Origin of the sequence: Iodidimonas sp. MBR-22, from assembly GCF_029946565.1 — a bacterium.
Taxonomy (GTDB): Bacteria; Pseudomonadota; Alphaproteobacteria; order Sphingomonadales; family Rhodothalassiaceae; genus Iodidimonas; species Iodidimonas nitroreducens.
This window is the reverse complement of record NZ_JARKVQ010000001.1, coordinates 204,004-226,950: the sequence shown is the minus strand read 5'-3', so window position 1 is coordinate 226,950 and position 22,947 is coordinate 204,004. Positions and strand designations below refer to the sequence as shown.

The following is a 22,947-nucleotide window of genomic DNA, read 5'->3' as shown; positions in this document are numbered from 1 at the left end:
CAAAACTTATATAATGATCTTTTCTGGCGCAGGGTTTTGCCTTGGTGCGGCGTATCACTGTGAAAAGAGTCTGAATTGGCAAAAAATGGCTCGATCAATGCGACAGATGATGTGACTGGCGATATGCCCAGCGAGGATGCGGCAAATGGTGTGGAGGCGTCTGACGAAGGTCTGATGGAACGTGTGGCGAAAGGAGACCGGGTGGCTTATGCCATTCTGGTCAAACGGCACGCAAACCGCTTTTTAGCGATGGCCGAACGCATCTTGGGCAATCGACAGGAAGCAGAAGATCAGGTTCAGCACGCCTTCACCCGGCTTTGGGTTCATGCGGCACAGTTCAATCCGCAAACGGCGCGATTTTCCACCTGGTTTTACAAGATCGTGACCAATGCCTGCACCGATCATTTGCGTAAGAAAAAAACGGTGCCGCTGGCACAGGGATGGGATGCAGAAGATGGGGCGCTCCGGGCCGACAAGAAGATAGAACAGGCGGAGCAGAATGAAGCCCTAAGGCAGGCTTTGATGGGGCTTTCACAACGCCAGAGGATCGCGATCACATTGTGCTATTTTGACGAATTGAGCAATCATGAGGCCGCCCGTATCATGGGAACGAGCATCAAGGCGCTGGAATCCCTTCTGGTGCGCGGGCGCGTGGCGCTCCGCCAGATTTTGGCCGAGGATCAATCTGCATGACCATGAAACGGCATCAATTTTTGCACGCACTGGCCTGCTATGGCGCCGATATCGGGCGCTGGCCCATAGACCTGCGCGCCGATGGGCGATCTTTGCTTGCCCGGATCAGCGAAAAAGAAAGCGCCTTTGACCCGGCCATCAGCGAAAGCCTCAAAGCCGCCCAAAGCCTTGATCATCTTATGGATAGCAGCGCATCGCCCGGCCCGGCTGATGATGCTTTTCTTCAGCGCCTTTACAGCATCCCCTTTCATCATGGCCAGAGTGCATATTCAAAAGATCGCCCAGGCCCTGCAAAGCCCGCAGCCGATAGCATCGGGGCAGCACTCCCGGCTTTCTGGCGCTCGGGATGGCAATGGCTTTCACCAATGAAAATCGCCGGGCAAACCGCCCTCACAGTGGCGGCGATCATCAGCGGCTTATATCTTGGGGCGATGGGCCTTCATAACACCCCCAGCGATCATGTTGATCTCAGCCCCTATCTGATGGGCAATGATCTCGCCTATTATGAGGAGCCGGGCGAATGAATACCCCAAAGGCGCCCTTTGCTTTCACCGGATCTGCGGGCTTTAAGCTGGCCTTGGCAATTTCGGTGATTTTGAATATTTTTCTGGGCAGCATCATGCTGGGGCAAATGATCTTTGGCAAAGATCATCATCAGGATCGTAGCAGCAAAGGGGATCGCTATACCCTCAGGATGGAATTGCGGGCGCTTGATTCCGCCCTGCCCGATGAGGCGCGCAAGGCCCTGCGCCAAAGCCTCAATGCGGCCCGCACCGATCTGCGCGCGCAAATCGATGATATTCATGCAACCCGCCGCTATATCCGTGATCTTTTAACCGCACCGCAATTGGATAGCCCGGCGCTATCGGCGGCTTTTGCCCGCCTCAATCAGGATCTGGCCGCCCTGCAAAGACCATTGCAATCGATCATCGTTGATTCGGCTGAAAAGATGACGGCCGATCAGCGCGCCGAGATGGCCCGGGCGCTTTCTGCGGCACAATCCCATGCGTCCAGAAAAGCATCGGATGAAAAGAAGGATGATGAAAAAAGGGACGATCCGCGCTGATCGCCCTTGCGGCTCACAGAGCGCTTAAAATGCCTCCTCCCATGATCCTTGGGTCGCCGCCTTGGAATATTCGGTTGAGCGATTTTCAAAGAAATTCGTATGTTCCACCGCATTCAGCATGATATCGAGCCACAAAAGCGGGTTCTTTTCCGTGGCAAATAAAGGGGCAAGGCCAAGCTGCGCCAGCCGCCGATCCGCGATATAGCGGATATAGCGCTTCACATCATCCGCCGTCAGCCCCTCAACCGGGCCAAGCTCAAAGGCGAGATCCACAAATGCCTCTTCATGGCTGACGATGGTGCGGCAGATATCGGCCAGTTCATCGCGCAGATCGGCAGTCCATAAATCCGGATTTTCCGAAACCCATGTACGAAACAGCTTGATGATGCTGTCGCAATGCAGGCTTTCATCGCGGACCGACCAGCTCACGATCTGGCCCATGCCCTTCATTTTATTAAAGCGCGGGAAATTGAGCAGCATGGCAAAGCTGGCAAAAAGCTGCAGACCTTCGGTAAAGGCCCCGAAAACGGCCAAAGTAATGGCTATATCGCGGGGGCTATCGGTATTGAAGCGCTGCATATAATCATATTTGTCCTTCATTTCCTTATAGTGGATGAAGGCCGAATATTCGGCTTCCGGCATCCCGATGGTATCGAGCAGATGGCTGTAAGCGGCAATATGCACCGTTTCCATATTGGAAAAAGCCGCCAGCATCATCTGGATTTCGGTGGGTTTGAACACTTGGGCATAGTGTTTCATATAGCAATTATTCACCTCGATATCCGATTGGGTGAAAAACCGGAAAATCTGGGTCAAAAGATTGCGCTCGCCATCACTCAGCTTCTGACGCCAATCCTTCACATCTTCCGCCAAAGGCACCTCTTCGGGCAGCCAGTGGATGCGCTGCTGGGTGAGCCATGCCTGATAGGCCCAAGGATAGCGAAAGGGTTTATAGGCAAGGCGATCTTCGATCAAAGACATAGGCGCTTTTCTTCCTTTTAAGCAAAAACACACACCCTATCCATGGGCATGGAACGCATTGGCCACCGCCACCGAAATGCTGAGCAGGCCATCATAAACAATTTCGATGGGATCGATCAGCCGGTGATTGATATCGCTGTAATTGGCCGCTGTTTCATCGGGATAATCCGATTTTTCATGCAGGTTGAAATCATCGGCACTGGGCGCGGTATCGGGATAGGCTTCTCGCAGCAGGGCAACGGCTTCGGGAATCCGCAATTCAAAAACCAGCTCCATGATATCGGCCCGGCTGATATCATTGCGCGCCGAAAATTGCGGGATTTTGGCGGCCAGCAAAAACAGATGCTGGATAAGGGCAATCCGCACGGCATGCAAAAGGGCAAGAAAATCCCGTTCGCCTGCATCCAGAACCTGCTGATCCTCGCTGGTTTCATGCAGCAATCGATGGAGCAGCAATTCATCAATCCGCAACCGGGTGGATAATTCCAGCATCGCCCCGAAGCGATCATCGCGTTCCAGCCTGTCGGCGATATAAAGGCAGGCTTCGGTCAGATGGCCCTGATCCGCCCCATGGGGCCGTGCCGCCCAATAGCCCCCATCGAAAAGCGTGCCATAGGCCATCATCGTGCGCAGGCTGGCGCGGGTGCGGCTGGCCACCACCATATCCATCAGATCGGAAAAGCGCCGGCTTTCGCGCCGCCATTCGGAAAAAGGCTCGCGGCCCTTGCGGGTGGCCTGCCCAATGCCCCCCAGCACATTCACCGGATAGCCAAGCTGCTGCAAAACCGCATTATGGGGAATGGCCCGCACTTTCGATAGATCGGGGCGTTCGCCCGAGCCGCTTTCAAATTGCCGACGGGCCTTGCGCGATCCGGTGGTTTTCAATAGCGCCAGCCCGAAAGCCGACAAAGTGCGGTGATACGCACCCGAGCCCATCAGCGATTCCTGAAACCGCATCACCCGGCGAAAGAAATCCAGGGTGATATCGGGGGCTTTATAAAAGCTGTCTTCATCGGCTTCGGGCACCCGCCGTTCCAGCCCTTTGCGATATTCAAAAATGCGGGTGAAAACCGCCAGCGCCAGATCGGTGCTTTTAAACCATAAATAGCCATCGCCGCCCTGGAAGCTGGTTTCATGACGAAGGCGGAGATCGCGCTCTTCAAAGCGCTTGCGTGCCCAAGGGGATAAAACATGATCGAGCCGGGCCGCGAAGGAAGCGGGATGCGCCCCGCGCCCCATCGATTCGCCATGGGTATTGAAAATCAGACATTCCAGATCGCCCAGGCCGTGGCTTTCCACCAAACGAGCCATATTCGCCTGCAATCGCTCGATCGACAAAGACGCAGGAATTTGACCGATGAACCGCCCGGCATCGGAAAATCCGGTTTGAATGCTGATCCGCCCCCGCGTCTTCACCGCCTTACGATAAGCGGGCTGGCTGAACAGCACATCCAAAAAGCGTTCCCCGCCCTCTAGCGCCGGGGGGGTTTCAAACAAGGGAGAAATATCCACATGATGATCCACCCCAAATAACCGTGCCAGATAAACCGCAGCCAGCACAGTAGAGGGACGTTCGCATTCGGCAATCAAAAGCCGGATATCAGAATCCGCATCGATATGCTTGATGAACTGCGCAATGGTCAGGAATTGGCGCACGGCGGTGGTCGATTCCATCGACAAGGCTGCAAAATTCACCGCCAGCGGCGCTTCATTTTCATAAAGATCATTCAAGGCGATGAGCGCCCCACGGCTGGCCAGATCCACCGGCTTTTCGCGATCCAACCGCCGCCGCACCGCATTATGCAATTGGGTGGCATTCATCCGAAAATGCACCCGCCCGGCCCCCAGGCCATAGCATTCCATACGCGCCGCCAAAATCATCAATGGCAGGCTGATCGCATCATCAGGATGCGCCGCCGCCAGGGCGCGCAGGCGTTTAATGACCGAGCGCAGGCTGATGAGCCGCCCCGGCCCCGGATCAGTGAGCCAATTGGCAGCAGCGGTGAAGGCCGGAGCCTGATCAAGGGGTTCGGAAAAAAGGGCGATGGCCCGGCGACTATGGCCCAAAGCGGTTTCCAAAACAGCCTTGATGGCATCCATCTCGGTGGTGATCGCCTCGCCACAGGCCGCAAGGGGCATCTGATCGATATCCGCCAGATACCAGCCAAGCTGGCTTTCTTTTTCCATCAGCCGCAGGCGCACACAATCGGCCCAGCCGATATCGGTGCGGCCATCCATATCATAGCCCACCCAGCTTGCCAGATCGAAAGGCCGGGGCCGCAAATCCAGCCAGCGATTGCCATAATGGGCTTTCGCCACCTCATAAAGCAGACGACAGAATGTGCTGTGGGCGGCGCGGGCATTGGCAATGGCGGCCAGCACCTGTTCATGCTCGTCGCTCAAAGTTGGGGGGTTATGCGGCCCCTCATCGGCGCTTTTCCGATGCACGCCGGTGAGGGCATGGATCAGCTTTTCACTTTGGGATGGCGACAGCAAAAAGGTGGGATGGGCGGTAAAAACACAGCCAAAAGCGGCGCGCCCCCAGCGTTCGGCAAATTCATCGAAATCCAGATTTTGGGCATCGTCTTCAAAAATGGCCCGCAGGCGCTGCTCATTGTCTTCGCTTTGCAACGGCTCCAGCATGGCCTGCATCCAGCCCGCCCGATCTTTCAGGGATCGATCCAGCAAATGCCCGCATAAACGGCTCAGATCCTCGCGATCCAAACGGCCGCTTTCGATCCGTGTAGACAGATCACAGGCCAGACGCCAGATCGGATTGAAGCCGGGATCTTCCTTGCGGCGCAAGCGCAGATCTTCCAGCCGTGCCAAAAGGCGTGCTTCCAGATCACGGCTATCGATCAAAGCGCGATCGGCCTCGGATTTTTCAGGGTGCTGGGATGGGGTCATGGGTCTCGTCAGTCTCCGCTTGAAGGGCACGCACTGCGGCGCAGGAACGGATCGGAGCAGGTCAGGCGCAGCCAATCTTTCTCTTCAAGGCGCAAATGCGCATCAAAAAGGGTTGGCATGATCGACCAGCCACGGTCGCTCATGGAATTCCACAAGGCAACCACGCCCAATCCGCTTTCGGGCATGAAGGCAATCTGGGCCCGATAGCCATTAAGGCCGCCATTATGCATCACCAGATCACGCCCGGCATAATCATAAATCCGCCAGCCCAGGCCATAATAGGTTTCCCGCACCCGATCCTTCAGCCAGCGGATTCGCCGCAATTCAGCCCGGGTTTTCACGCGCGGACTATGCAAAAGCGAAAGCGCTTCGGGGCTGAGGATTTCGGGGGCTGCCCCCATCTGCGCCGCCAGCCACAAGGCCATATCGTGGATGCTGGCATTCACCCCGCCCGCCGATGGCACCTGATAATAGGCATCATCAAGCCGCGCCTGCTTCCAGCCATTGCGCCCGAAAACATAAGGCCGCGCCCAATTATCATCCTTGATGAAACCGGCCATACCATAAGAGGCATCCGCCATCTTCAAAGGCGCAAACAGCCGTTCGCTGACGGCGCGCTCGAAATCAAGGCCCGTGGTGCGCAAAACCACCGGTTCAATCAGGCTATAGGCAATATTTTGATAGCTGTAACAATCGCCCGTCGCGCAGATCAGCCGCACCTTGGCCAGACGATCAAAAATATCCGGCACCGGAATATGGGCTTCCAGCAAATTATCATAAGCATAAGGCGGCAGGCCGGTCCGATGGGAGAGCACATGCTCGATGGTCAGCCGGGTTGCGGCCTGAGGCTGGATCAAGGAAAAGGTCGGGGCAAAGGGCCGGACCGGCGCATCAAGCTGAAGCTTTCCCGCCACCACAAGCTGAGCCGCCATGGCCGAGGCGAATCCCTTGGATAAGGACGCGATACGAAAGCGGGTATGGGCATCGATGGGCGCGCCATTATCCCGATTGCGAACCCCATAGGTGCGCAAAAGCGCAATTTCGCCCTGATCAACCACCGCTACCGCCAGACCGACAAAATCCTGGCCCTTGGCGGCTTCATCAAGCTTTCGAGCAAAAGCGGCAATCGAATGATCCGGGGCCATTTTCGGCGTGGGCGCCAGACGCATCTGGGCCCGGGCCGATGGCCCCACCATCGCGCCCATGAAGGCGATGAAGGCGATGAAGGCCAGCGTGAGGACTATCAAAGCCCGTGACAGGGCTTTGAAAGCTTCATGATCCCAAAAAATGCGCATTTCAAAAGATCATTGGCAGGCAAGACATTCATCATAATCGGTGTTGCTGGCATCATAATCGGTGATGTCCGGATCGGTCTTGCTCTGATCCGCGCTGATAGCCGCCACAAGGGGAATTTCAATGCCATCGGGCGAGGGCGGGCGATCATCGGATGCCGCAGCCGCAGGGGCCATGCGATCAGAGACAATATCAGCCCGTTGCAAGGATTTTGAACGGCAATAATACAGGCTTTTCAGGCCCTTTTTCCAGGCGCTGAAATGGATTTGATGCAGATCACGCTTATGAATATCGGCAGGAATGAACACATTCACCGATTGCGCCTGATCAACGAGCGGCGCACGATCCGCCGCCAGATCAACCACCCAGCGCTGATCCAGTTCGAAAGCGGTTTTGAACACCGCCTTTTCATCATCGCTCAGAAAATCAAGATGCCGCACCGATCCTTCGCGGGTGGTGATGGATGACCAGATGTCCTCATCATTGCGGCCTTTTTCTTCCAAAAGCGCGATCAGATGCCGGTTTCTGACATTAAAACTCCCCGATAAGGTTTTGTGAACATAGGAATTTCCGGCAATCGGCTCGATCCCGGGCGAGGTGCCGCCGCACAAGGTGGAAATCGAGGCCGTGGGGGCAATCGCGGTCTTGTTGGAAAAGCGTTCAAGCATCCCATAATCTTCGGCATCGGGGCAGGCGCCGCGTTCTTTGGCCAAAGCTTTCGAGGCGGCATCCACATCTTTTTTGATGTGATTGAAAATCTTGAAATTCCAGGCCTTGGCCATGGCCGATTCGAAGGGCACCATCCGGCTTTGCAAAAAAGAATGAAAGCCCATCACCCCAAGCCCCACCGAGCGTTCGCGCATCGCCGCATAGCGGGCATGGGCATGGCCATCCACATCAACGGTTTTATCGATATAATCCTGCAATACATTATCGAGAAAGCGCATCACATCGGGAATGAAATCAGGCACATCGCGCCATTCCAGATAACGTTCCAGATTGAGCGACGACAAGCAGCACACCGCCGTGCGCATGGCTCCCAGATGATCGCGCCCGGTGGGCAAAGTGATTTCCGAGCACAGATTGGATGTTTTGACGGTCAGCCCCGCAAGCTTGTGATGTTCGGGAATGGCGCGGTTGACGCTATCGGAAAACACCAGATAAGGCTCGCCGGTTTCCACCCGCGCTGTCAGCAGCCTGATCCACAGGGATCGCGCCGAAACCGTGCGCACCACATGGCCATCTTTGGGGCTGGTCAGCGCCCAGTGTTCATCGGCTTCCACCGCCCGCATGAAGGCATCGGGGATCTGCACCCCATGATGCAGATTGAGCGCCTTGCGATTGGGATCGCCGCCGGTGGGCCGGCGCAATTCGATGAATTCTTCGATTTCAGGATGGCTGACCGGCAGATAAACCGCCGCCGAACCGCGCCGCAAGGACCCCTGGCTGATCGCCAAAGTGAGCGAATCCATAACCCGCACAAAAGGAATGATGCCGCTGGTTTTACCAACCCCGCCCACCGTTTCGCCAATCGAACGCAGATTGCCCCAATAGCTGCCAATGCCCCCGCCCTTGGCGGCCAGCCACACATTTTCCTGCCATAAAGAAACGATGGAGCCAAGATTATCCTCGGCCTCGTTCAGAAAACAGGAAATGGGCAGTCCCCGATGGGTGCCGCCATTCGATAAAACCGGCGTGGCCGGCATAAACCACAGGCGCGAAATATAATCATAAAGCCGGGCGCTGTGGGCGCTGTCATCGCCATAATAGCTCGCCACGCGGGCAAACAGATCCTGATAGGATTCGCCGGGCATCAGATACCGGTCTTCCAATGTTGCCTTGCCGAATTCGGTCAGCAATCCATCGCGCGTACGATCAACTGAAACCGCCGCACGGTGTTCGAAATGGGTGACCTCAAACACCTTGCTCATCCTTGCTCTTTTAAGGGCCTTCACTTCAGGGTCGATCAGTATGGCCGCATGAGGATACTGATTTTATGAGCACAGGAACATATGTCGAACAAAAAAATAAAGTGCTTTTTGTTCGGCCCTTTAGCCAAAGATATGACAGGGCAGGCAGGGCCATCTCACAGTTCTGTGTCCGGGGGGTGATCCTATGGAAAAGGCGGCATCTGGTCAACATTCTGATGAAAAAATATTCCCGCACACCATATCTTGTGTGTGAAATGAAGGGTCATGGCCAAAAACCCCTGAAATGAGCGAGTCGCCGTCTTCGGCTCAGCGATCCCGATCCAGATATTGATCCGCGCGGGAAAGGATTAATAAAAGCCGCACGCCATAGCGCGATCCATCGCCCCTCAGGCCCGCCCGATGGCCAGAAAGCGTTCGCGCCGCAATTGCCGCAAACGATCCGCCGGGATGCCATCCATTTCATTCAAGGCATCCTGCACCGCTTCACCCAAAGATTGGATGGCCCGGCCCGGCTCGCGATGGGCCCCGCCCAAAGGCTCGGGGATGATGGCATCCGCAACCCCCAGTTTCAGCAGGTCCTGCGCCGTGATCTTGAGGGCGGTTGCCGCATCCTTGGCCTTGTCGGCGGTGCGCCATAAGATCGAGGCACAGCCTTCGGGCGAGATTACCGAATAAATGGCATGTTCCATCATCAAAACCTTATTGCCCGCCGCCAAAGCCACGGCACCGCCCGATCCGCCTTCGCCCACAATGGTGGAAACAAGAGGCACAGACAGGCGCAGGCAGCGTTCGGTGGACCGCGCTATGGCTTCGGATTGGCCGCGTTCTTCGGCACCGATGCCGGGATAAGCCCCAGGGGTATCCACAAAGCTTAAAATCGGCAATTGAAAGCGATCCGCCAGATCCATCAGGCGCACGGCCTTGCGATAGCCTTCGGGCCGGGCCATGCCGAAATTATGCCGGATCCGGCTTTCGGTATTCGCCCCCTTTTCATTGCCCATCACCATCACCGCCCGGCCATTGAAACGGGCCAGACCGCCGATGATGGCATTATCCTCGCCAAAGGAACGATCCCCGGCCAAAGGCGTGAATTCGGTGAACAAGCGCGCCAGAATATCGCTCAGATGCGGCCGTTCGGGATGGCGGGCCACCTGCGCTTTCTGCCAGGGCGAAAGCCCGGCATAGGTTTCGCTCAACATCCTGTCGCGCTTGGATTGCAGCCGATCCACCTCATCGCTGAGATCCAGACTGCCTTCATGACCGGATAATTTCCGCAGATCGCGAATGCGGCCTTCAAGCTCGGCAATGGGTTTTTCAAAATCGAGAAAGGTAATCATTCATCCATCCACACAGATTTCAGAGGCAAAGTGGTGCCGCCGATGCCATGAGTCAAGCATCCATGGTGATCAGCTGCTTGCCACATCCATCGCTTTTGCCTTTTTGATCATGGCTTTTGCCTGCCGGATCGAGGCCAGATCGATCAGCTTGCCATCCAAAGCCACCGCGCCCTGGCCACTGGCTTCGGCCTTTTCCATGGCATCCAATATCTTTTGGGCCTTGGCAAGCTCATCGGCAGACGGGCTGAACACCGCATTGGCCAAAGCCACCTGACTGGGATGGATCGCCCATTTGCCTTCACAGCCCAAAACCATGGCCCGGGCGGCATGGGCGCGGAAACCGGCCTCATCGGAAAAATCACCAAAAGGCCCATCGATAGGGCGCAAGCCATGGGCCCGGGCGGCCACCACCATCTGCCACACCGGATAATGCCACATATCGCCCCAATGGATATCGCGGCGGCCGCTTTCATCCAAGGGATCGGTGAGCACCGCATAGCGCGGATTGGGGCCGCCGATCTGGGTGGTATCGGCATGCACCGAAGCGGCAAAATCGGCCACCCCGAAATGCAGGCTTTCATTGCGCGGGCTGGCCCCGGCAATGGCATAGGCATTGGCCAGCCCCATGGCCGATTCGATGATGAGTTCAAAACCGATGCGTTTTTTGCGGCCCCGCGCCCGTTCCACCTGGCTCACCAGAACATCAAGGGCATAGACATCCGCCGCCACCCCCACCTTTGGCAACATCATCAGATCAAGGCGTTCGCCGGTTTTCTCCAGCACATCCACCACATCGCGATAGGTCCAGGCGGTATCCAGCCCATTGAGCCGCAGGGAAACGGTTTTCTCCCCCCAATCGAGATCATTGAGCGCCTCGATAACATTGCGGCGCGCTTCATCCTTCAGGGCGGGCGAGACCGAATCCTCGAGATCGAGAAACACCACATCCGCCGCCGATTGCGCGGCCTTTTCCAAAAAACGCCGGTTCGATCCGGGCACCGCCAGTTCGGATCGATTGAGCCGCGCCGGGGCTTCAGTGATTTCGGTAAAGCTCATGATCGGGCCTTTCTGCGAGCATTGCTACAGTGCATCTTTTGCACTGCAACAATAGCAATCTAATTCTCCGGCGCCAGATAATAGCATGAGAACCCTGCCGATTTGAGGGCATTGCACCGGCTGTTGGCCGCCCCGCGCGATGCAAAAGGACCGATCTGCAGGCGATAAAAGGTGCCGCGATCCGCAATATCGGCGGGAATGATCTGATGATCGAGCCCCGCCAGCAGATCGGGGGCGGCGGCGCGCATGGCCTCCCATTCTTTTTGGGCTTCGGATTCTGAACGCAGGGCCATCAATTGCAGCCGCCAACTACCGATGAAGCGTTCCAGATCAAGCCCCGGGGGGTCAGGGGGGGGAGCCGGGGAAGAAGCCGCAGGGGAAGTGGGGGGAGAAGCCGGGGCTGCCGCAGCCGAAGATGCGGCTGTTTCGCCCACAGATTGGGGGCGCGGAACCGGGGTGATGGTCCGCCCCTGCTCATCTCTTTCCGCCATCCGGTTCACACCGGGCTGTTCATCGGCATCCCGGATGGCCGGTTGCGTGGCGGGCGCCTGCGCCGGTTCGGCATCGCCTGAAGGTCCGCTCGCAATCTGTGACTCTTCAGGCTCCAAAAGTTCGGGTGACAGGGTTTCCGCCTCGCGGCGCTGGCTGACATCCAGATAGCGATCCATGGTTTCGCGGGCTTCATTGGCTTCAGGCAGGCCATTTTGCGATGCCAGCCCCATCCAAGCCCGTCCGCGCACCAGATCCCGCGCCACCGCATCGCCATTCCAGTATAAAAGCCCCAAACGATATTGCGACAAGCCATGATCATGGCGGGCGGCATCCAGCCACCAGCGCACCGCCTGCTGGCGATCGGCTTCATCAGCCGTTTCCGCATCGAAAAGCTGGCTGGCCAGAACATATTGCGCTTCCGCAAAGCCCTGATCAGCCGATTGACGCAGAAAATCGGTGGCCCGGTCGCTATCGGCCTCTACCCCCAAACCCCGACGATAAAGGGTCGACATATTATAAAGGGCCCGGGGATCGCCCGCATCGGCCAGCGGCTGCCAGGCCTTGCGCGCTGCCTCATAATCCCCGGCCAGATAATGGGTGCGCCCCTCGTCCAATGCCGAAAGGGACAAGGGGGCCTCATCCGCAGCCTGATTTTGGGCCTGATTCTGGGCCTGATTCTGGGCCTGCATCGCCTGCGCTCGGGGCATCGCGCAGATCAGCGCCGCCGCCATCATCGGCAGAACAAAGCCGAGCCGCATGGCCCCTTTCCACACTAAAGCGATACGGTGCCACCCCCCCGCATTCCCCGCCTGTTGCCAAACCCCGATCATCATCCCGTGCATGCCCTTGCTATCACCTTCCATCCTGCGCGCGCCCATGCGCCATGCTTAGCGAAAAGCGGGCGATGGGTCCAGAAGCGACATGCCGAAAATGCCGCCCCCTTGCAGCATGGATTATCCTCTAATGAAATTGATTAATACTTATTATAATTAAAAATTTATCAAATTAAATGGCTTTTTACTCGTCTTTATTCAATCACTTTACGGTTCTTTAAAGCCATTCTTTTAGTTTATTCACTGATAATCGCCTATCCCGAGTCTGATTTCAGGCATCAAGACATCAAGGCATCAGCTATTCGGGATTCGAAAAATCGAGACACAAGCTCAAAGGAACAGGCACATGCGCGTGATTGCTTTTGCATCTCAAAAGGGCGGATCAGGCAAAACGACCCTGAGCGGACATATGGCCGTAGCCGCAGAGCGCGCGGGCGCCGGGCCTGTGGTGCTGGTGGATACCGATCCGCAGGGATCATTATCGGAATGGTGGAATGAACGGGCTGATCCCGCCCCGGCTTTTGCCCGCACATCCATTTCGCGGCTGATCAGCGATCTGGATGATCTGCGCGCCCAAGGCTTCAAGCTGGCGGTGATCGATACCCCCCCGGCCATCACCATGGCCATCCAAAGTGTTGTGGCGATCAGTGATATGGTGGTGATCCCCACCCGCCCATCGCCCCATGATCTGCGGGCGGCCGGGGCCACGGTGGATCTGGTGGAGCGGGCGGGAAAACCGCTGGTGTTTGTCATCAATGCCGCCACCGCCCGGGCCCGGATCACCTCTGATGCCGCCATTGCCCTGTCGCAGCATGGCACGGTGGCCCCCACCACCATCCATCAGCGCACCGATTTTGCCTCCAGCATGATCGATGGGCGCACGGTTCTGGAAATCGGCAAGCCCGGCAAATCCGCCGAAGAGGTGGAAGCCCTGTGGCGCTATCTGCATGATCGGCTGGAACGCACACACCGGCGCACGGTGTTCAATGGCCGCAGCCATCCGCGATCCATCGGCAATGGCAGCGCGGCCCGCAGCTTTGGCCGCAAAAACGATCTGGCCGATCAATCCGCATGGTGATGATGGTACGGGCTTTTGGCCCGATGCGTTCAGAAGAGTCAAAAAGAACAGGAGACAGATGAAATGTCCCATGTCGCCCGCTTGAATGCCGGCCTGCTGGCCCGCAAAGGCAGCGCCAGCCCGGCTTTCATGCCCCAGAAAACCGGCCAAACCAGCCACGGCCCGGACGCCAGGCTTTATGGCGATGCCCACCGCCCCCCCGCGCACCAAGGGCCGGATCATCTGCATACAAGGGCCAAAGGCGTGGCGCAAACGGCCCATAAGCTTGGCAATACAGATGGCGTAACGGATCAGAAACGAATTGCCCTTAGCCTAAGGCTCAATAAAGAAAAGCATCTGCAATTAAAGATTCTTTCAGCGCATCTCAATCAATCAGGCCAGATGATCTTGCAGGAAGCCTTGGATATGATCTTGAAATCTTATCAAGACCGTCTGCCTGATTGCGCTTGTTTAAAAGGCATGAATCCCAAACAATGCTGCCAGCAAAAAAGGCATGAATAAAGGTGAGCGAAAAACAACCCGTCCTATCCCTGCGGCATCATAAACCCGCCCCGGCTCTGGCCCTCGCCCTTGGTCTGGCCACGCTGATGGTGGGTGCCTGCACCTCATCGCCGATGGTACAGCAGGCCGCCATGCCCATATCCGGGGCCGAAGCGGGGGATAAGGCCCCGTTGCTCAGCCTTGCCCGCAGGCTGGCCGATGAGGGCCGCCATGCCGCCGCCATCCCCCTTTATCGGCAGGTCATCTCGGGCGGTGCAATGCGGCCACAGGGGCTGGTGGGTTTGGGTCAATCGCTAATCGCCATGGGGCAAATCGCCGAAGCCGAAAAAACCTTCCTGTTGGCGGTGCGCGCCGATAAAAATCTGGCCGCTGCCTATCTGGGTCTGGGTGAGGTTGATCTTGCCTTTGGCCGATCCGAACTGGCGCTCAAGCAATTTGATCAGGCCATCGCCACCGCCGGGCCCATCCCCTTGCCCGAGGCCCATTCAGGCCGGGCGGTGGCCCTTGATGCTCTGGGCCGCCATGATGAAGCCCTCAAAGCCCATGATCGCGCCCTGCAAAGTGGCGGTGATGATCTCAATCTGCGCAGCAATCTGGCCCTGAGCCATGCGCTTTATGATGAGAATGAAAAGGCCATCGCGTTGTTGGAAGACATCGTGAAAAGCCCAAAAGCCAAAGCCCAGCATCGACAGAATCTGGTTTTGGCCTATGTTTTTGCCAATCGGATGGAACCGGCAGGGCAGATGGCCCGGGTCGATCTTGATCACCGCTCGGCCATTGAAACGCTCGCTTATTTCCGGGAATTAAACAGCCTGCCGCCCGCCCAAAGGGTGGCGGCGCTGATTTTGGGCCTGCAATCCCCGGCCCGCACGCCATCGGATCAGGCCATTCTGGTTTTTGAAGAAACCGAAGACAAATCCCGTGCTGCCGCCCGGCTTGTGACGGCACCAGACCCTGAGCCCGCGCCTGCGCCCCAACCTGAACCTGAGCCTGAACCTGAGCCTGAACCTGAGCCAGAACCCGCCCCCGAGCCGGTGGACCTGCCGCCGCTGATCGAACCCGAAGGCTGGTCGGTGCAGGTGGCCGCCTATCGCACCGCCGATCAATTGATCAAGGGCCAGAAATTTTATTGGGATCGCTATCAGATCATCCTCGAACCCCTGGAACCGCGCCGGTCCGAGGTGGATTTTGGCGATCGCAATACCGCGCCCCGGGGCTTTTTCTATCGCCTGAATGCCGGGCCTTTGCGGGATCTGGCACAGGCCCGCGATGTGTGTGCCGCCCTTAAAAAAGCCGGTGCACCCTGCTGGATCAGGCCGCCCGAGCCACCCGAAGGCCGTCTGCCGGATGAGGCAGCACAGCAAGATGAAGCGGAAAAATGATCAGACCGGGCTGCACCGGCTGATCCTCCCTCTTGACCCGAACCGATCCCAACCCCAAATATTTTGCACCCAAGGCCAGCTTTGCCGCAACGATCAGGATTGCTGGCCCGGGGTGAGGTGCTTATCCGGTGCTTTATGTTGATCTCCATGGGAGATGGGCCGGATGAGCGGATCGCTTCTAAAGGAGGACAACCATGTCACGCTTATCTGTCTTCAACAGCCCTCTGCTTTTGGGCTTCGATCATATCGAACGGATGCTCGATACCGCTGCGAAAAGCGGCAATGATGGCTATCCGCCCTATAATATTGAACATCTCGATGATCGCACCTTGCGCATCACCTTGGCGGTTGCCGGATTTACCACCGATGATCTCGACATTTCGGTGGAAAGCAATCAGCTTGTGATTCGCGGTCGGCAAAATGAGGAAACCGAGCGGACCTTCCTGCATCGCGGCATTGCCACGCGCCAGTTCCAGCGCAAATTCGTGCTTGCCGAAGGCATGGAAGTTTCGGGTGCTTCTTTGGATAATGGCCTGCTCAATGTCGATCTCAATCGGCCCGAGCCTGAAAAATCGATCAAAACCATCGAGATCAGACAAGGCGACCACAGCGCGCGCAGCATCAAACGCAATCTTGAAGGAAAAGCCGCGTCTCCTTCAGATGCCAAAGAAGGGATCGCCTATGAACGCTCCGACCACTGATCGCTTTTCGGATCGGGACTTTGCTGAATTGGGTGCGCCGCATCTGGTTTATATCCGATCCGTTAAATCCCAAAACGGCGATAAAAGCTTTTGTCTTCATGCCGCCAATGGCATCAAGCTTGCGGATGTGTCCAGCTTTCCTGAAGCGCTGATGATGGCCCGCTCCCACGAGCTGATGCCGGTTTCGGTGCATTAAAGCTCAAAATTGTGCCGTCGATGCCGCGCGCAAGGCTTTTTCAACGGCCTTTGCCAAAGCATCGGCGGCCATCGTTCCCGCCACCAACAGGCTACGCGCATAGGGCTGGGGCGGGGTGATCGCCCCGGTCGAGAGAGCAAACACGCTATCCCCATCAAAAGGCGTGTGGATCGGTCGCAAGCTGCGCGCCAAACCATCCTGAGCCATCATCGCCAACCGCTTGCACCCCGCTTTATCAAGGGCGAGATCGGTGGCAATGGCGGCAATGGTGGTATTCGCCCCCACCAATCCTTCTTTCGGCATGGGTATGCGATCCCGGCGATCATCAATGGGCGGGCCATAGGCATTCACCGCCACCAGCGCCCCCACCGAAAAGCCGCTTTCACAGCAAAAAGCCGCCGTGCCAAGGCCGCCACGCTGGCCCCCGGCCCGCGCCCCATAGCCTGCGCCCACAGCCCCTTCGCTGATCTCAAGACCAGCCGCATCACAGGCGGCCATCCCCAGATCGCGATAGGGGGGCAGCGATCCCCAGTTTTTATCGCCACCATTGGCCAGATCATAAAGGATGGCACCGGGCACCACCGGCACGAAACACGGCCCCAAAGCCAGCCCCCTTTGCCGCACCGAAAGCCATGAAACAACCCCATCCACCGCCGCCAGCCCAAAAACCGAGCCCCCCGAAAGCACCAGCCCATGAAAACTGTTGACGAGACACGTAGGATCAAGGGCATCGGTTTCCCGGGTGCCGGGGGCGCCGCCGCGCACATCCACACCCATCGTGACCGGATGATCGGGCAGAATAACGGTGGTGCCGGTTTGCACCCGCGCATCATGGCTATTGCCAACCAAAATCCCGGCGATATCGGTGATCCGGTCATGGGCCGTGGGTTTAATGGGTTCGTCGCTCATGGGGCTTTGGCTCTGTGATCAAAAGGCCTGACTGGATGCTTTTCTTGTTGCGCTCCTTTGCTATAGTGGGCGCTTGCACCCTTATCAAGGATCGTTCATTCATGCGCTCACCCTTTCTGCCCGCCAGATCTGCAGCCTTGTCCATCGCCCTGCTGCTGTCCCCCCTCTTTTTCACAGCCGCCCTTACCCTCCCCTCGCGGGCCTTTGCTCAGGATGGTGCGGCGCCGGAAACCCGTCCCGCCACACAAGTGGTTGAGGCTGAAAAGCACATGGCCATTGCGGCCAATCCCCATGCCAGCCGCGCCGGTTTGGCAATGCTGCGCCAAGGGGGCAGTGCGGTGGATGCGGCGATTGCCATGCAGGCGGTGCTCAGCTTGGTGGAGCCACAATCATCGGGCATTGGCGGGGGTGGCTTTCTGCTCCATTATAATAAAGCCGATGAAAAGCTGATTGCTTATGATGGGCGGGAAAAAGCACCTCAGACCGTGGATGAAACCCTGTTTTTAGATGAACAGGGGAAACCCATGGGCTTTTTAGAAGCGGCTTTTGGTGGCCGCGCCGTGGGTGTGCCCGGGGTGATGGCCATGCTGGCACTGGCCCATCAGGAACAGGGTAAATTACCTTGGGCAGAGCTTTTTGCGCCTGCCATCGATCTCGCAGAAAACGGTTTTGAAATCTCGCCCCGGCTTTTTTATCTGCTGGATGGGCGGGCCAGACTTTATCGCGACGCGGGCTATAGCCTTGATCGGCTGGGCGCTGCGGGCCGCTATTTCTTTACCGATGATCTACAGGCAAAACCCCTTGGCTTTTTACTGAAAAATCCCGTCTATGCAAAAAGCCTGCACCAAATCGCCGAGCAGGGCGTTTCCGCCTTTTATGAGGGTGAAATCGCCCAAAATATGGTTGAAACGGTGCAGAACAACCCCTTTGCCCCCGGGGCGCTGAGCCTTGAGGATCTGGCCAGCTACGAGCCGATGAAGCGCGAAGCGGTGTGTGGGCCTTATCGCAGCAATCGCGTGTGTTCCATGGGCCCGCCTTCATCGGGGGGCACCACCATGCTGGCGATTTTAGGCATTTTGGAAGGCTTTGATCTCGCCGCCCTCGCCCCCTATGGCCCGGATGCGGTGCATCTATATGCGGAAGCCAGCGAGCTTGCCTATGCCGATCGCAATCTTTATTCCGCCGATCCGGCTTTTGTTTCGGTGCCGGTGAAGGGGCTGATCGATCCCGCCTATCTGGCCAAACGCCGCGCCCTTATCGATCCCGTTAAAGCCATGGGCGAAGCCCCGGCGGGCGACCCTTCCCATGATCAGGGGGCGCTGTTTGCCCCCCATATCGGCCCGGATATTCCCTCCACCAGCCATCTTGTGGTGGTTGATGATGCGGGCAATGTGGTGTCCTTCACCACCACCGTACAGATTGCTTTTGGCAGCTTTTTGATGAGCGGCGGCTTCATCATCAATAACCAGCTCACCGATTTTTCCTTTGCCCCCGAAGTCGATGGCGTCAAGGTGGCCAATCGGGTGGAACCGGGCAAAAAGCCCCGCAGTTCCATGACCCCCACCATCGTTTTCGATGAGCAAAATCGGGTGCGCATGGCCATCGGCTCCCCCGGCGGGTCGCGGATCATCAGCTTTGTCGCCAAAACCCTGGTGAATGTGCTGGATTTCGAGATGACTATCCAAGAGGCCATCAGCGCCCCCAATCTGGTGGCCCAAAGCGGTATTCTGGAAATCGAGCGGGATCGCGGCCTGCTCGATCTGATGGATGCCCTGCGGGCCCGGGGGCACGAAGTTCGGGATCGCACCCTTAATTCCGGCCTGCATGGCTTAACCGTGCATTATGATGAGGATGGCACAGCCCATTATCGGGGGGGGGCCGATCCCCGGCGCGAAGGCGTGGCGCTTGGAGATTAAGAGGATGGGCGCCTGAGCAAAAACCTATAGAAAGCTGTAGGGGTCCACATCCACCCGCAATCTGACCGAAGACGGCAGACGAACCGCGGCCAGCCATTGTTTTAAAATCGCCTGGATCGGCTGATCCCGCCGGGTTTGCAGCAACAGGCGCTGGCGATGCTGGCCGCGCAGGCGGGCCAAAGGGGCAGGCGCCGGACCGAAAACCGCGATCCCCGGGGCCATCGGCGCGGCGCGGGCCACCGCCTTTGCCGCCATATTAAGGGCATCGAGATCAGGGCCGGATAAGATCAGCGCCGCCAATCGCCCGAAAGGGGGCATCCCCGCCGCCCGCCGATCCGCAATATCCTGATCGAGAAAGCCATCCCGATTGCCGCTGATCAGCGCTTTAGTCACCGGGTGCGATGGATCATAGCTTTGCAGATAAACAATGCCCGGTCGATCCGCCCGCCCGGCGCGGCCCGCCACCTGCATCAATTGTTGCCAGCAGCGTTCCCCGGCGCGCAGATCGCCGCCCCGCAGGCCCAGATCGGCATCCACCACCCCCACCAATGTCAGCATCGGGAAATGATAACCTTTGGTAATGATCTGGGTGCCGATGATGATATCCGTTTCCCCGGCTTCGATCCGGCCGATCAGCATCCGGGCCTTGGCCGGGCTTGTGATGGTGTCGGATGTCATCACATCGAGCCGGGCATCGGGCCAGCGCCGGGCAGCTTCTTCGGCCACCCGCTCCACCCCCGGGCCACAGGCCACCATGGCATCTTCCGCCCCGCAGGCCGGGCAATCGGGCTGCGATGGCTGGAAATAGCCGCAATGATGGCATTGCACCTGCCGCTTATAGCGATGTTCCACCAGCCATGTGGAACAATGGGGGCAGGATAATCGCTCGCCGCAGGATCGGCACAAGGTAAGCGGCGCATAGCCACGACGATTGAGAAACAATAAGGCCTGCTCGCCCCGGGCCAGGGTTTCATCCACCGCATCCACCAGCCCCTGGGCCAGCCACTGGCCGCTTTCCGGGGGATCGAGGCGCAGATCAAGGGCGCGGATATCGGGCAATTCCGCCGATCCAAAGCGCGATGGCAACAGGCAATGACGATAGCGCCCTTCCCGCGCATTGAGCAGGGTTTCAAGGGCGGGGGTGGCCGAGCTTAGAATGACCGGGCAGCTTTCCATCCGCGCCCGCACCACCGCCATATCTCGGGCATTGTACAAAACCCCCTCTTCCTGCTTGAAGCCGGGATCATGTTCTTCATCCACCACGATCAGAGATAAAGCGCGAAAAGGCAAAAACAGCGCCGACCGCGCCCCCACCACCACCCGCGCCCCGCTTGATGCCACCTGATGCCAGGCCCGCCGCCGTTCTGCCGGGCCAAGATCGGAATGCCATTGCACCGGATAAACGCCAAAGCGCGCCTTGAAGCGATCCAGCCATTGGCTGGTGAGGGAAATTTCCGGCAAAAGCACCAGAATCTGCGCATCATTGCCGGCATCCAACTGCAAAGCCCGGGCGATGGCTTCAAAATAAACTTCCGTCTTGCCCGATCCGGTCACCCCTTCCAACAGCACCGGCGCAAAAGCCTGTGCCGCCACCAGATCACATAATATCTGCGCCGCCCGTCTTTGATCGGCGCTTAGATCCGCCCCCAAAAGATCAGGATCGGGCGCGGCAAAGGCGCTGTCGCCGCTTTGTTCGGTGATCATCAAAATCCCCGCCTGTATCAGCCCGCGCACCACGGCATCGCTGACCCCCGCCGCCGCCGCCAAGGCCGCAATGCTTTGGGGCGGACCGCTTTTTGCTTGACCGAGCACCGCTTTTCGGGCGCGGGTCAGCCGCAGGCCTTGATGATCGGCATCAGGCGCCGGGGCGCATAATCGGCGGATAGGGGCTTTCGCCTCGATCACAATCGCCGGTAAGGCCATGCGTAAAACCGCCCCCAAAGGCGCCATGGTATAGCGCGAAACCCAGCCGATGAAGCCCCGCATGGATGCCCCCATGGGCGGCAGATCCAAAACCGCTTCAATGGGTTTCAGCCGATCATCGGGAATGGGCGTGGCTTTCGCATCAGGGCCGGGGGCATCATCATCCCAGATTACCCCCAGCCGGCTTTGGCGGCCAAAAGGCACCCGCACGATGGCACCGGGCCTGCACAACAGGGCTTTGCCATCATCCGATAAGGGGGCAAGATAATCAAAAGGCTGCGCCACCGGCAAAGCGAGCAGAACCTTCAGACGTTGCGGCTGATCATAAGACATAAAAGATTGAGACAGCTTTTGTTTATGGACAACAGATAGGCTCGTGGCACCGATCAAGAACGCCGGATCATCTTGTGCATGGCTTGCATTTCACTAAACAAAGGGATAGCACAGCCCCATGCAGCCTTCACCATAACTCAGGATCATGGCCATGAAATTCTTTGTCGATACCGCCGATGTTACCGATATTCGCGAACTCAATGAAACCGGATTGCTGGATGGGGTCACCACCAATCCATCGCTGATCATGAAATCAGGCCGGAATTTTCTGGATGTGGTGGCCGAAATCGCCGGCATTGTGGATGGCCCGGTGTCCGCCGAAACGGTGGCGCTCGATCATGCAACCATGCTGAAGGAAGGCCGCAAGCTGGCCGCAATCGCCGATAATATCGCCGTGAAAGTGCCGCTGACCATGGATGGCCTCAAAACCTGCAAGGCCTTGTCGAGCGATGGTATCATGGTCAATGTCACCTTGTGCTTTTCTGCCAATCAGGCGCTTTTGGCGGCAAAAGCCGGGGCCACCTTTATTTCGCCTTTCGTGGGCCGTCATGATGATCATGGCTTTGATGGCATGGATCTGATCGAAGATATTCGGATCATCTATGATAATTATGGCTTTGATACCGAAATTCTGGTGGCCTCGATCCGCCATCCGGTTCATGTGCTGGAATCCGCCCGCATCGGTGCCGATGTCGCCACCATGCCCGCCGATGTCATCCGCAAGCTGGCCAATCATCCCCTGACCGACAAAGGGCTGGAAGGCTTTTTGAAGGATTGGGCGGCGACCGGCCAAAGCATCCTTTAAAAACCGCCGATCATCGCGTTTTTTCAAGGCCGTCTCAGGATCATGAGGCGGCCTTATAGATTTCCACCCGATCCATGATGCCGATTCCCATCGTGGCTTTTGTGCCCTCCCGTCGCAAAGGCAGCGACAGAAATTCGATATGCACATGCCCGCGGCCATAAGGGGCGAGCGAGGACAGGAAATAAAGCGGCGCTTTCCCCTGATAGAAATCGGCCCCATGAAGGCGCATGGCTTCAACCCATTCCGGGGGCAGAATATCGCTATTCAAATGGCCCGATGGATCTTGCGCCAAAGTCTCCACCACATAGGTGCCCGCCAGCCGCACATGCACGGCATCGGCCTGGGGCACATGCTCCCAGATCGAAAGCCGGGGCAACAGGCCCTTCATTTCATGGGGCGACAGATCGGCACGCCGGGGAATATCCCCGCTGCATTTCATCAGCCAATAGGCAAAAAGCTGCCGGCTGTGATCGCTGCGCAAGTGATGCTTGAAATCATTGATCTGCGCCGGGTTGGGCCAGGCTTGCGCAAAAGACGGACCAACGATACGCTCATACAAGGATGCCGTGTTATCAGAAACAACCATATGCATTCACCTGTCTCACCATGTTTAT

General features: G+C 57.7%; 20 protein-coding genes. 10 read left to right on the top strand and 10 right to left on the bottom strand.

Translation table 11 applies throughout. The features are described 5' to 3' along the window. The first annotated feature begins 75 nt into the window (after positions 1-75). The 3 genes from QK300_RS01075 to QK300_RS01065 are packed head-to-tail and all read left to right on the top strand — an operon-like array spanning position 76 to position 1,759. Complete coding sequence (locus QK300_RS01075; RefSeq protein ID WP_281299826.1) at positions 76-693, top strand: RNA polymerase sigma factor; 618 nt, start codon at positions 76-78, stop codon at positions 691-693. Further along, positions 690-1,217, top strand: coding sequence for a hypothetical protein (locus QK300_RS01070; RefSeq protein WP_281299827.1), 528 nt, complete (start codon positions 690-692; stop codon positions 1,215-1,217). The genes QK300_RS01075 and QK300_RS01070 overlap by 4 nt, the downstream gene beginning before the upstream one ends. Then, complete coding sequence (locus QK300_RS01065) at positions 1,214-1,759, top strand: periplasmic heavy metal sensor (RefSeq protein ID WP_281299828.1); 546 nt, start codon at positions 1,214-1,216, stop codon at positions 1,757-1,759. The genes QK300_RS01070 and QK300_RS01065 overlap by 4 nt, the downstream gene beginning before the upstream one ends. A 24-nt stretch (positions 1,760-1,783) precedes the next feature. On the opposite strand, the gene QK300_RS01060 is transcribed toward QK300_RS01065, so the two are convergent. The 7 genes from QK300_RS01060 to QK300_RS01030 form a co-directional block, all read right to left on the bottom strand. After that, positions 1,784-2,740: a ribonucleotide-diphosphate reductase subunit beta gene (locus tag QK300_RS01060; RefSeq protein WP_042085286.1), complete on the bottom strand. Its 957-nt coding sequence runs from the start codon at positions 2,738-2,740 to the stop codon at positions 1,784-1,786. A 36-nt stretch (positions 2,741-2,776) separates the two neighbouring features. After that, positions 2,777-5,647: a phosphoenolpyruvate carboxylase gene (locus tag QK300_RS01055; RefSeq protein WP_281299829.1), complete on the bottom strand. Its 2,871-nt coding sequence runs from the start codon at positions 5,645-5,647 to the stop codon at positions 2,777-2,779. Between the two features lie 8 nt (positions 5,648-5,655). After that, complete coding sequence (locus QK300_RS01050; protein WP_281299830.1) at positions 5,656-6,942, bottom strand: serine hydrolase domain-containing protein; 1,287 nt, start codon at positions 6,940-6,942, stop codon at positions 5,656-5,658. A gap of 9 nt (positions 6,943-6,951) precedes the next feature. After that, positions 6,952-8,871 carry a ribonucleoside-diphosphate reductase subunit alpha gene (locus QK300_RS01045; protein ID WP_281299831.1) on the bottom strand — a complete coding sequence of 640 codons (1,920 nt, stop codon included), beginning with the start codon at positions 8,869-8,871 and terminating at the stop codon, positions 6,952-6,954. A 386-nt stretch (positions 8,872-9,257) separates the two neighbouring features. Beyond that, entirely contained in the window at positions 9,258-10,208 is a 951-nt protein-coding gene (locus tag QK300_RS01040) for an acetyl-CoA carboxylase carboxyltransferase subunit alpha (RefSeq protein WP_281299832.1), read from the bottom strand. Between the two features lie 69 nt (positions 10,209-10,277). Next, on the bottom strand, positions 10,278-11,264 hold the full coding sequence (locus QK300_RS01035; RefSeq protein WP_281299833.1) for a CoA ester lyase: 987 nt from the start codon (positions 11,262-11,264) through the stop codon (positions 10,278-10,280). Positions 11,265-11,323: 59 nt separating this feature from the next. Then, positions 11,324-12,634, bottom strand: coding sequence for an SPOR domain-containing protein (locus tag QK300_RS01030; RefSeq protein WP_281299834.1), 1,311 nt, complete (start codon positions 12,632-12,634; stop codon positions 11,324-11,326). A gap of 301 nt (positions 12,635-12,935) precedes the next feature. On the opposite strand from QK300_RS01030, the gene QK300_RS01025 reads away from it, so the two are divergent. The 5 genes from QK300_RS01025 to QK300_RS01005 all read left to right on the top strand — a co-directional run bounded on the left by QK300_RS01025 (position 12,936) and on the right by QK300_RS01005 (position 16,447). Continuing rightward, the gene (locus QK300_RS01025; RefSeq protein ID WP_042088372.1) at positions 12,936-13,667 is read left to right on the top strand and encodes a ParA family protein; all 732 of its coding nucleotides are present in this window, start codon (positions 12,936-12,938) and stop codon (positions 13,665-13,667) included. Positions 13,668-13,730: 63 nt separating this feature from the next. Beyond that, complete coding sequence (locus tag QK300_RS01020) at positions 13,731-14,168, top strand: hypothetical protein (RefSeq protein WP_281299835.1); 438 nt, start codon at positions 13,731-13,733, stop codon at positions 14,166-14,168. A 2-nt stretch (positions 14,169-14,170) separates the two neighbouring features. After that, the gene (locus QK300_RS01015) at positions 14,171-15,550 is read left to right on the top strand and encodes an SPOR domain-containing protein (protein WP_281299836.1); all 1,380 of its coding nucleotides are present in this window, start codon (positions 14,171-14,173) and stop codon (positions 15,548-15,550) included. Between the two features lie 194 nt (positions 15,551-15,744). Beyond that, the gene (locus QK300_RS01010) at positions 15,745-16,251 is read left to right on the top strand and encodes an Hsp20 family protein (protein ID WP_281299837.1); all 507 of its coding nucleotides are present in this window, start codon (positions 15,745-15,747) and stop codon (positions 16,249-16,251) included. After that, positions 16,232-16,447, top strand: coding sequence for a DUF1150 family protein (locus QK300_RS01005; protein WP_281299838.1), 216 nt, complete (start codon positions 16,232-16,234; stop codon positions 16,445-16,447). The genes QK300_RS01010 and QK300_RS01005 overlap by 20 nt, the downstream gene beginning before the upstream one ends. A 3-nt stretch (positions 16,448-16,450) precedes the next feature. Here the strand turns inward: QK300_RS01005 and QK300_RS01000 are convergent, their stop codons facing one another. Next, positions 16,451-17,356, bottom strand: a complete 906-nt coding sequence (locus tag QK300_RS01000) for a P1 family peptidase (RefSeq protein ID WP_281299839.1) — start codon at positions 17,354-17,356, stop codon at positions 16,451-16,453. Positions 17,357-17,457: 101 nt separating this feature from the next. On the opposite strand from QK300_RS01000, the gene ggt reads away from it, so the two are divergent. Next, positions 17,458-19,272 carry a gamma-glutamyltransferase gene (gene ggt / locus QK300_RS00995; RefSeq protein ID WP_281299840.1) on the top strand — a complete coding sequence of 605 codons (1,815 nt, stop codon included), beginning with the start codon at positions 17,458-17,460 and terminating at the stop codon, positions 19,270-19,272. 24 nt (positions 19,273-19,296) lie between these two features. On the opposite strand, the gene QK300_RS00990 is transcribed toward ggt, so the two are convergent. Beyond that, entirely contained in the window at positions 19,297-21,528 is a 2,232-nt protein-coding gene (locus tag QK300_RS00990) for a primosomal protein N' (RefSeq protein ID WP_281299841.1), read from the bottom strand. A 151-nt stretch (positions 21,529-21,679) separates the two neighbouring features. On the opposite strand from QK300_RS00990, the gene fsa reads away from it, so the two are divergent. Further along, complete coding sequence (fsa, locus tag QK300_RS00985) at positions 21,680-22,333, top strand: fructose-6-phosphate aldolase (protein WP_281299842.1); 654 nt, start codon at positions 21,680-21,682, stop codon at positions 22,331-22,333. A gap of 40 nt (positions 22,334-22,373) precedes the next feature. On the opposite strand, the gene QK300_RS00980 is transcribed toward fsa, so the two are convergent. After that, the gene (locus tag QK300_RS00980; protein ID WP_281299843.1) at positions 22,374-22,919 is read right to left on the bottom strand and encodes a PAS domain-containing protein; all 546 of its coding nucleotides are present in this window, start codon (positions 22,917-22,919) and stop codon (positions 22,374-22,376) included. Positions 22,920-22,947 lie beyond the last annotated feature (28 nt).

Bases quoted from the DNA above. Each gene is read 5' to 3' on its own strand.
- QK300_RS01070 (WP_281299827.1), top strand. From the start codon at position 690: ATGACCATGAAACGGCATCAATTTTTGCACGCACTGGCCTGCTATGGC.
- QK300_RS01065 (WP_281299828.1), top strand. From the start codon at position 1,214: ATGAATACCCCAAAGGCGCCCTTTGCTTTCACCGGATCTGCGGGCTTT.
- QK300_RS01060 (WP_042085286.1), bottom strand. From the start codon at position 2,740: ATGTCTTTGATCGAAGATCGCCTTGCCTATAAACCCTTTCGCTATCCT.
- QK300_RS01055 (WP_281299829.1), bottom strand. From the start codon at position 5,647: ATGACCCCATCCCAGCACCCTGAAAAATCCGAGGCCGATCGCGCTTTG.
- QK300_RS01050 (WP_281299830.1), bottom strand. From the start codon at position 6,942: ATGCGCATTTTTTGGGATCATGAAGCTTTCAAAGCCCTGTCACGGGCT.
- QK300_RS01045 (WP_281299831.1), bottom strand. From the start codon at position 8,871: ATGAGCAAGGTGTTTGAGGTCACCCATTTCGAACACCGTGCGGCGGTT.
- QK300_RS01040 (WP_281299832.1), bottom strand. From the start codon at position 10,208: ATGATTACCTTTCTCGATTTTGAAAAACCCATTGCCGAGCTTGAAGGC.
- QK300_RS01035 (WP_281299833.1), bottom strand. From the start codon at position 11,264: ATGAGCTTTACCGAAATCACTGAAGCCCCGGCGCGGCTCAATCGATCC.
- QK300_RS01030 (WP_281299834.1), bottom strand. From the start codon at position 12,634: ATGGGCGCGCGCAGGATGGAAGGTGATAGCAAGGGCATGCACGGGATG.
- QK300_RS01025 (WP_042088372.1), top strand. From the start codon at position 12,936: ATGCGCGTGATTGCTTTTGCATCTCAAAAGGGCGGATCAGGCAAAACG.
- QK300_RS01020 (WP_281299835.1), top strand. From the start codon at position 13,731: ATGTCCCATGTCGCCCGCTTGAATGCCGGCCTGCTGGCCCGCAAAGGC.
- QK300_RS01010 (WP_281299837.1), top strand. From the start codon at position 15,745: ATGTCACGCTTATCTGTCTTCAACAGCCCTCTGCTTTTGGGCTTCGAT.
- QK300_RS01005 (WP_281299838.1), top strand. From the start codon at position 16,232: ATGAACGCTCCGACCACTGATCGCTTTTCGGATCGGGACTTTGCTGAA.
- QK300_RS01000 (WP_281299839.1), bottom strand. From the start codon at position 17,356: ATGAGCGACGAACCCATTAAACCCACGGCCCATGACCGGATCACCGAT.
- ggt (WP_281299840.1), top strand. From the start codon at position 17,458: ATGCGCTCACCCTTTCTGCCCGCCAGATCTGCAGCCTTGTCCATCGCC.
- QK300_RS00990 (WP_281299841.1), bottom strand. From the start codon at position 21,528: ATGTCTTATGATCAGCCGCAACGTCTGAAGGTTCTGCTCGCTTTGCCG.
- fsa (WP_281299842.1), top strand. From the start codon at position 21,680: ATGAAATTCTTTGTCGATACCGCCGATGTTACCGATATTCGCGAACTC.
- QK300_RS00980 (WP_281299843.1), bottom strand. From the start codon at position 22,919: ATGGTTGTTTCTGATAACACGGCATCCTTGTATGAGCGTATCGTTGGT.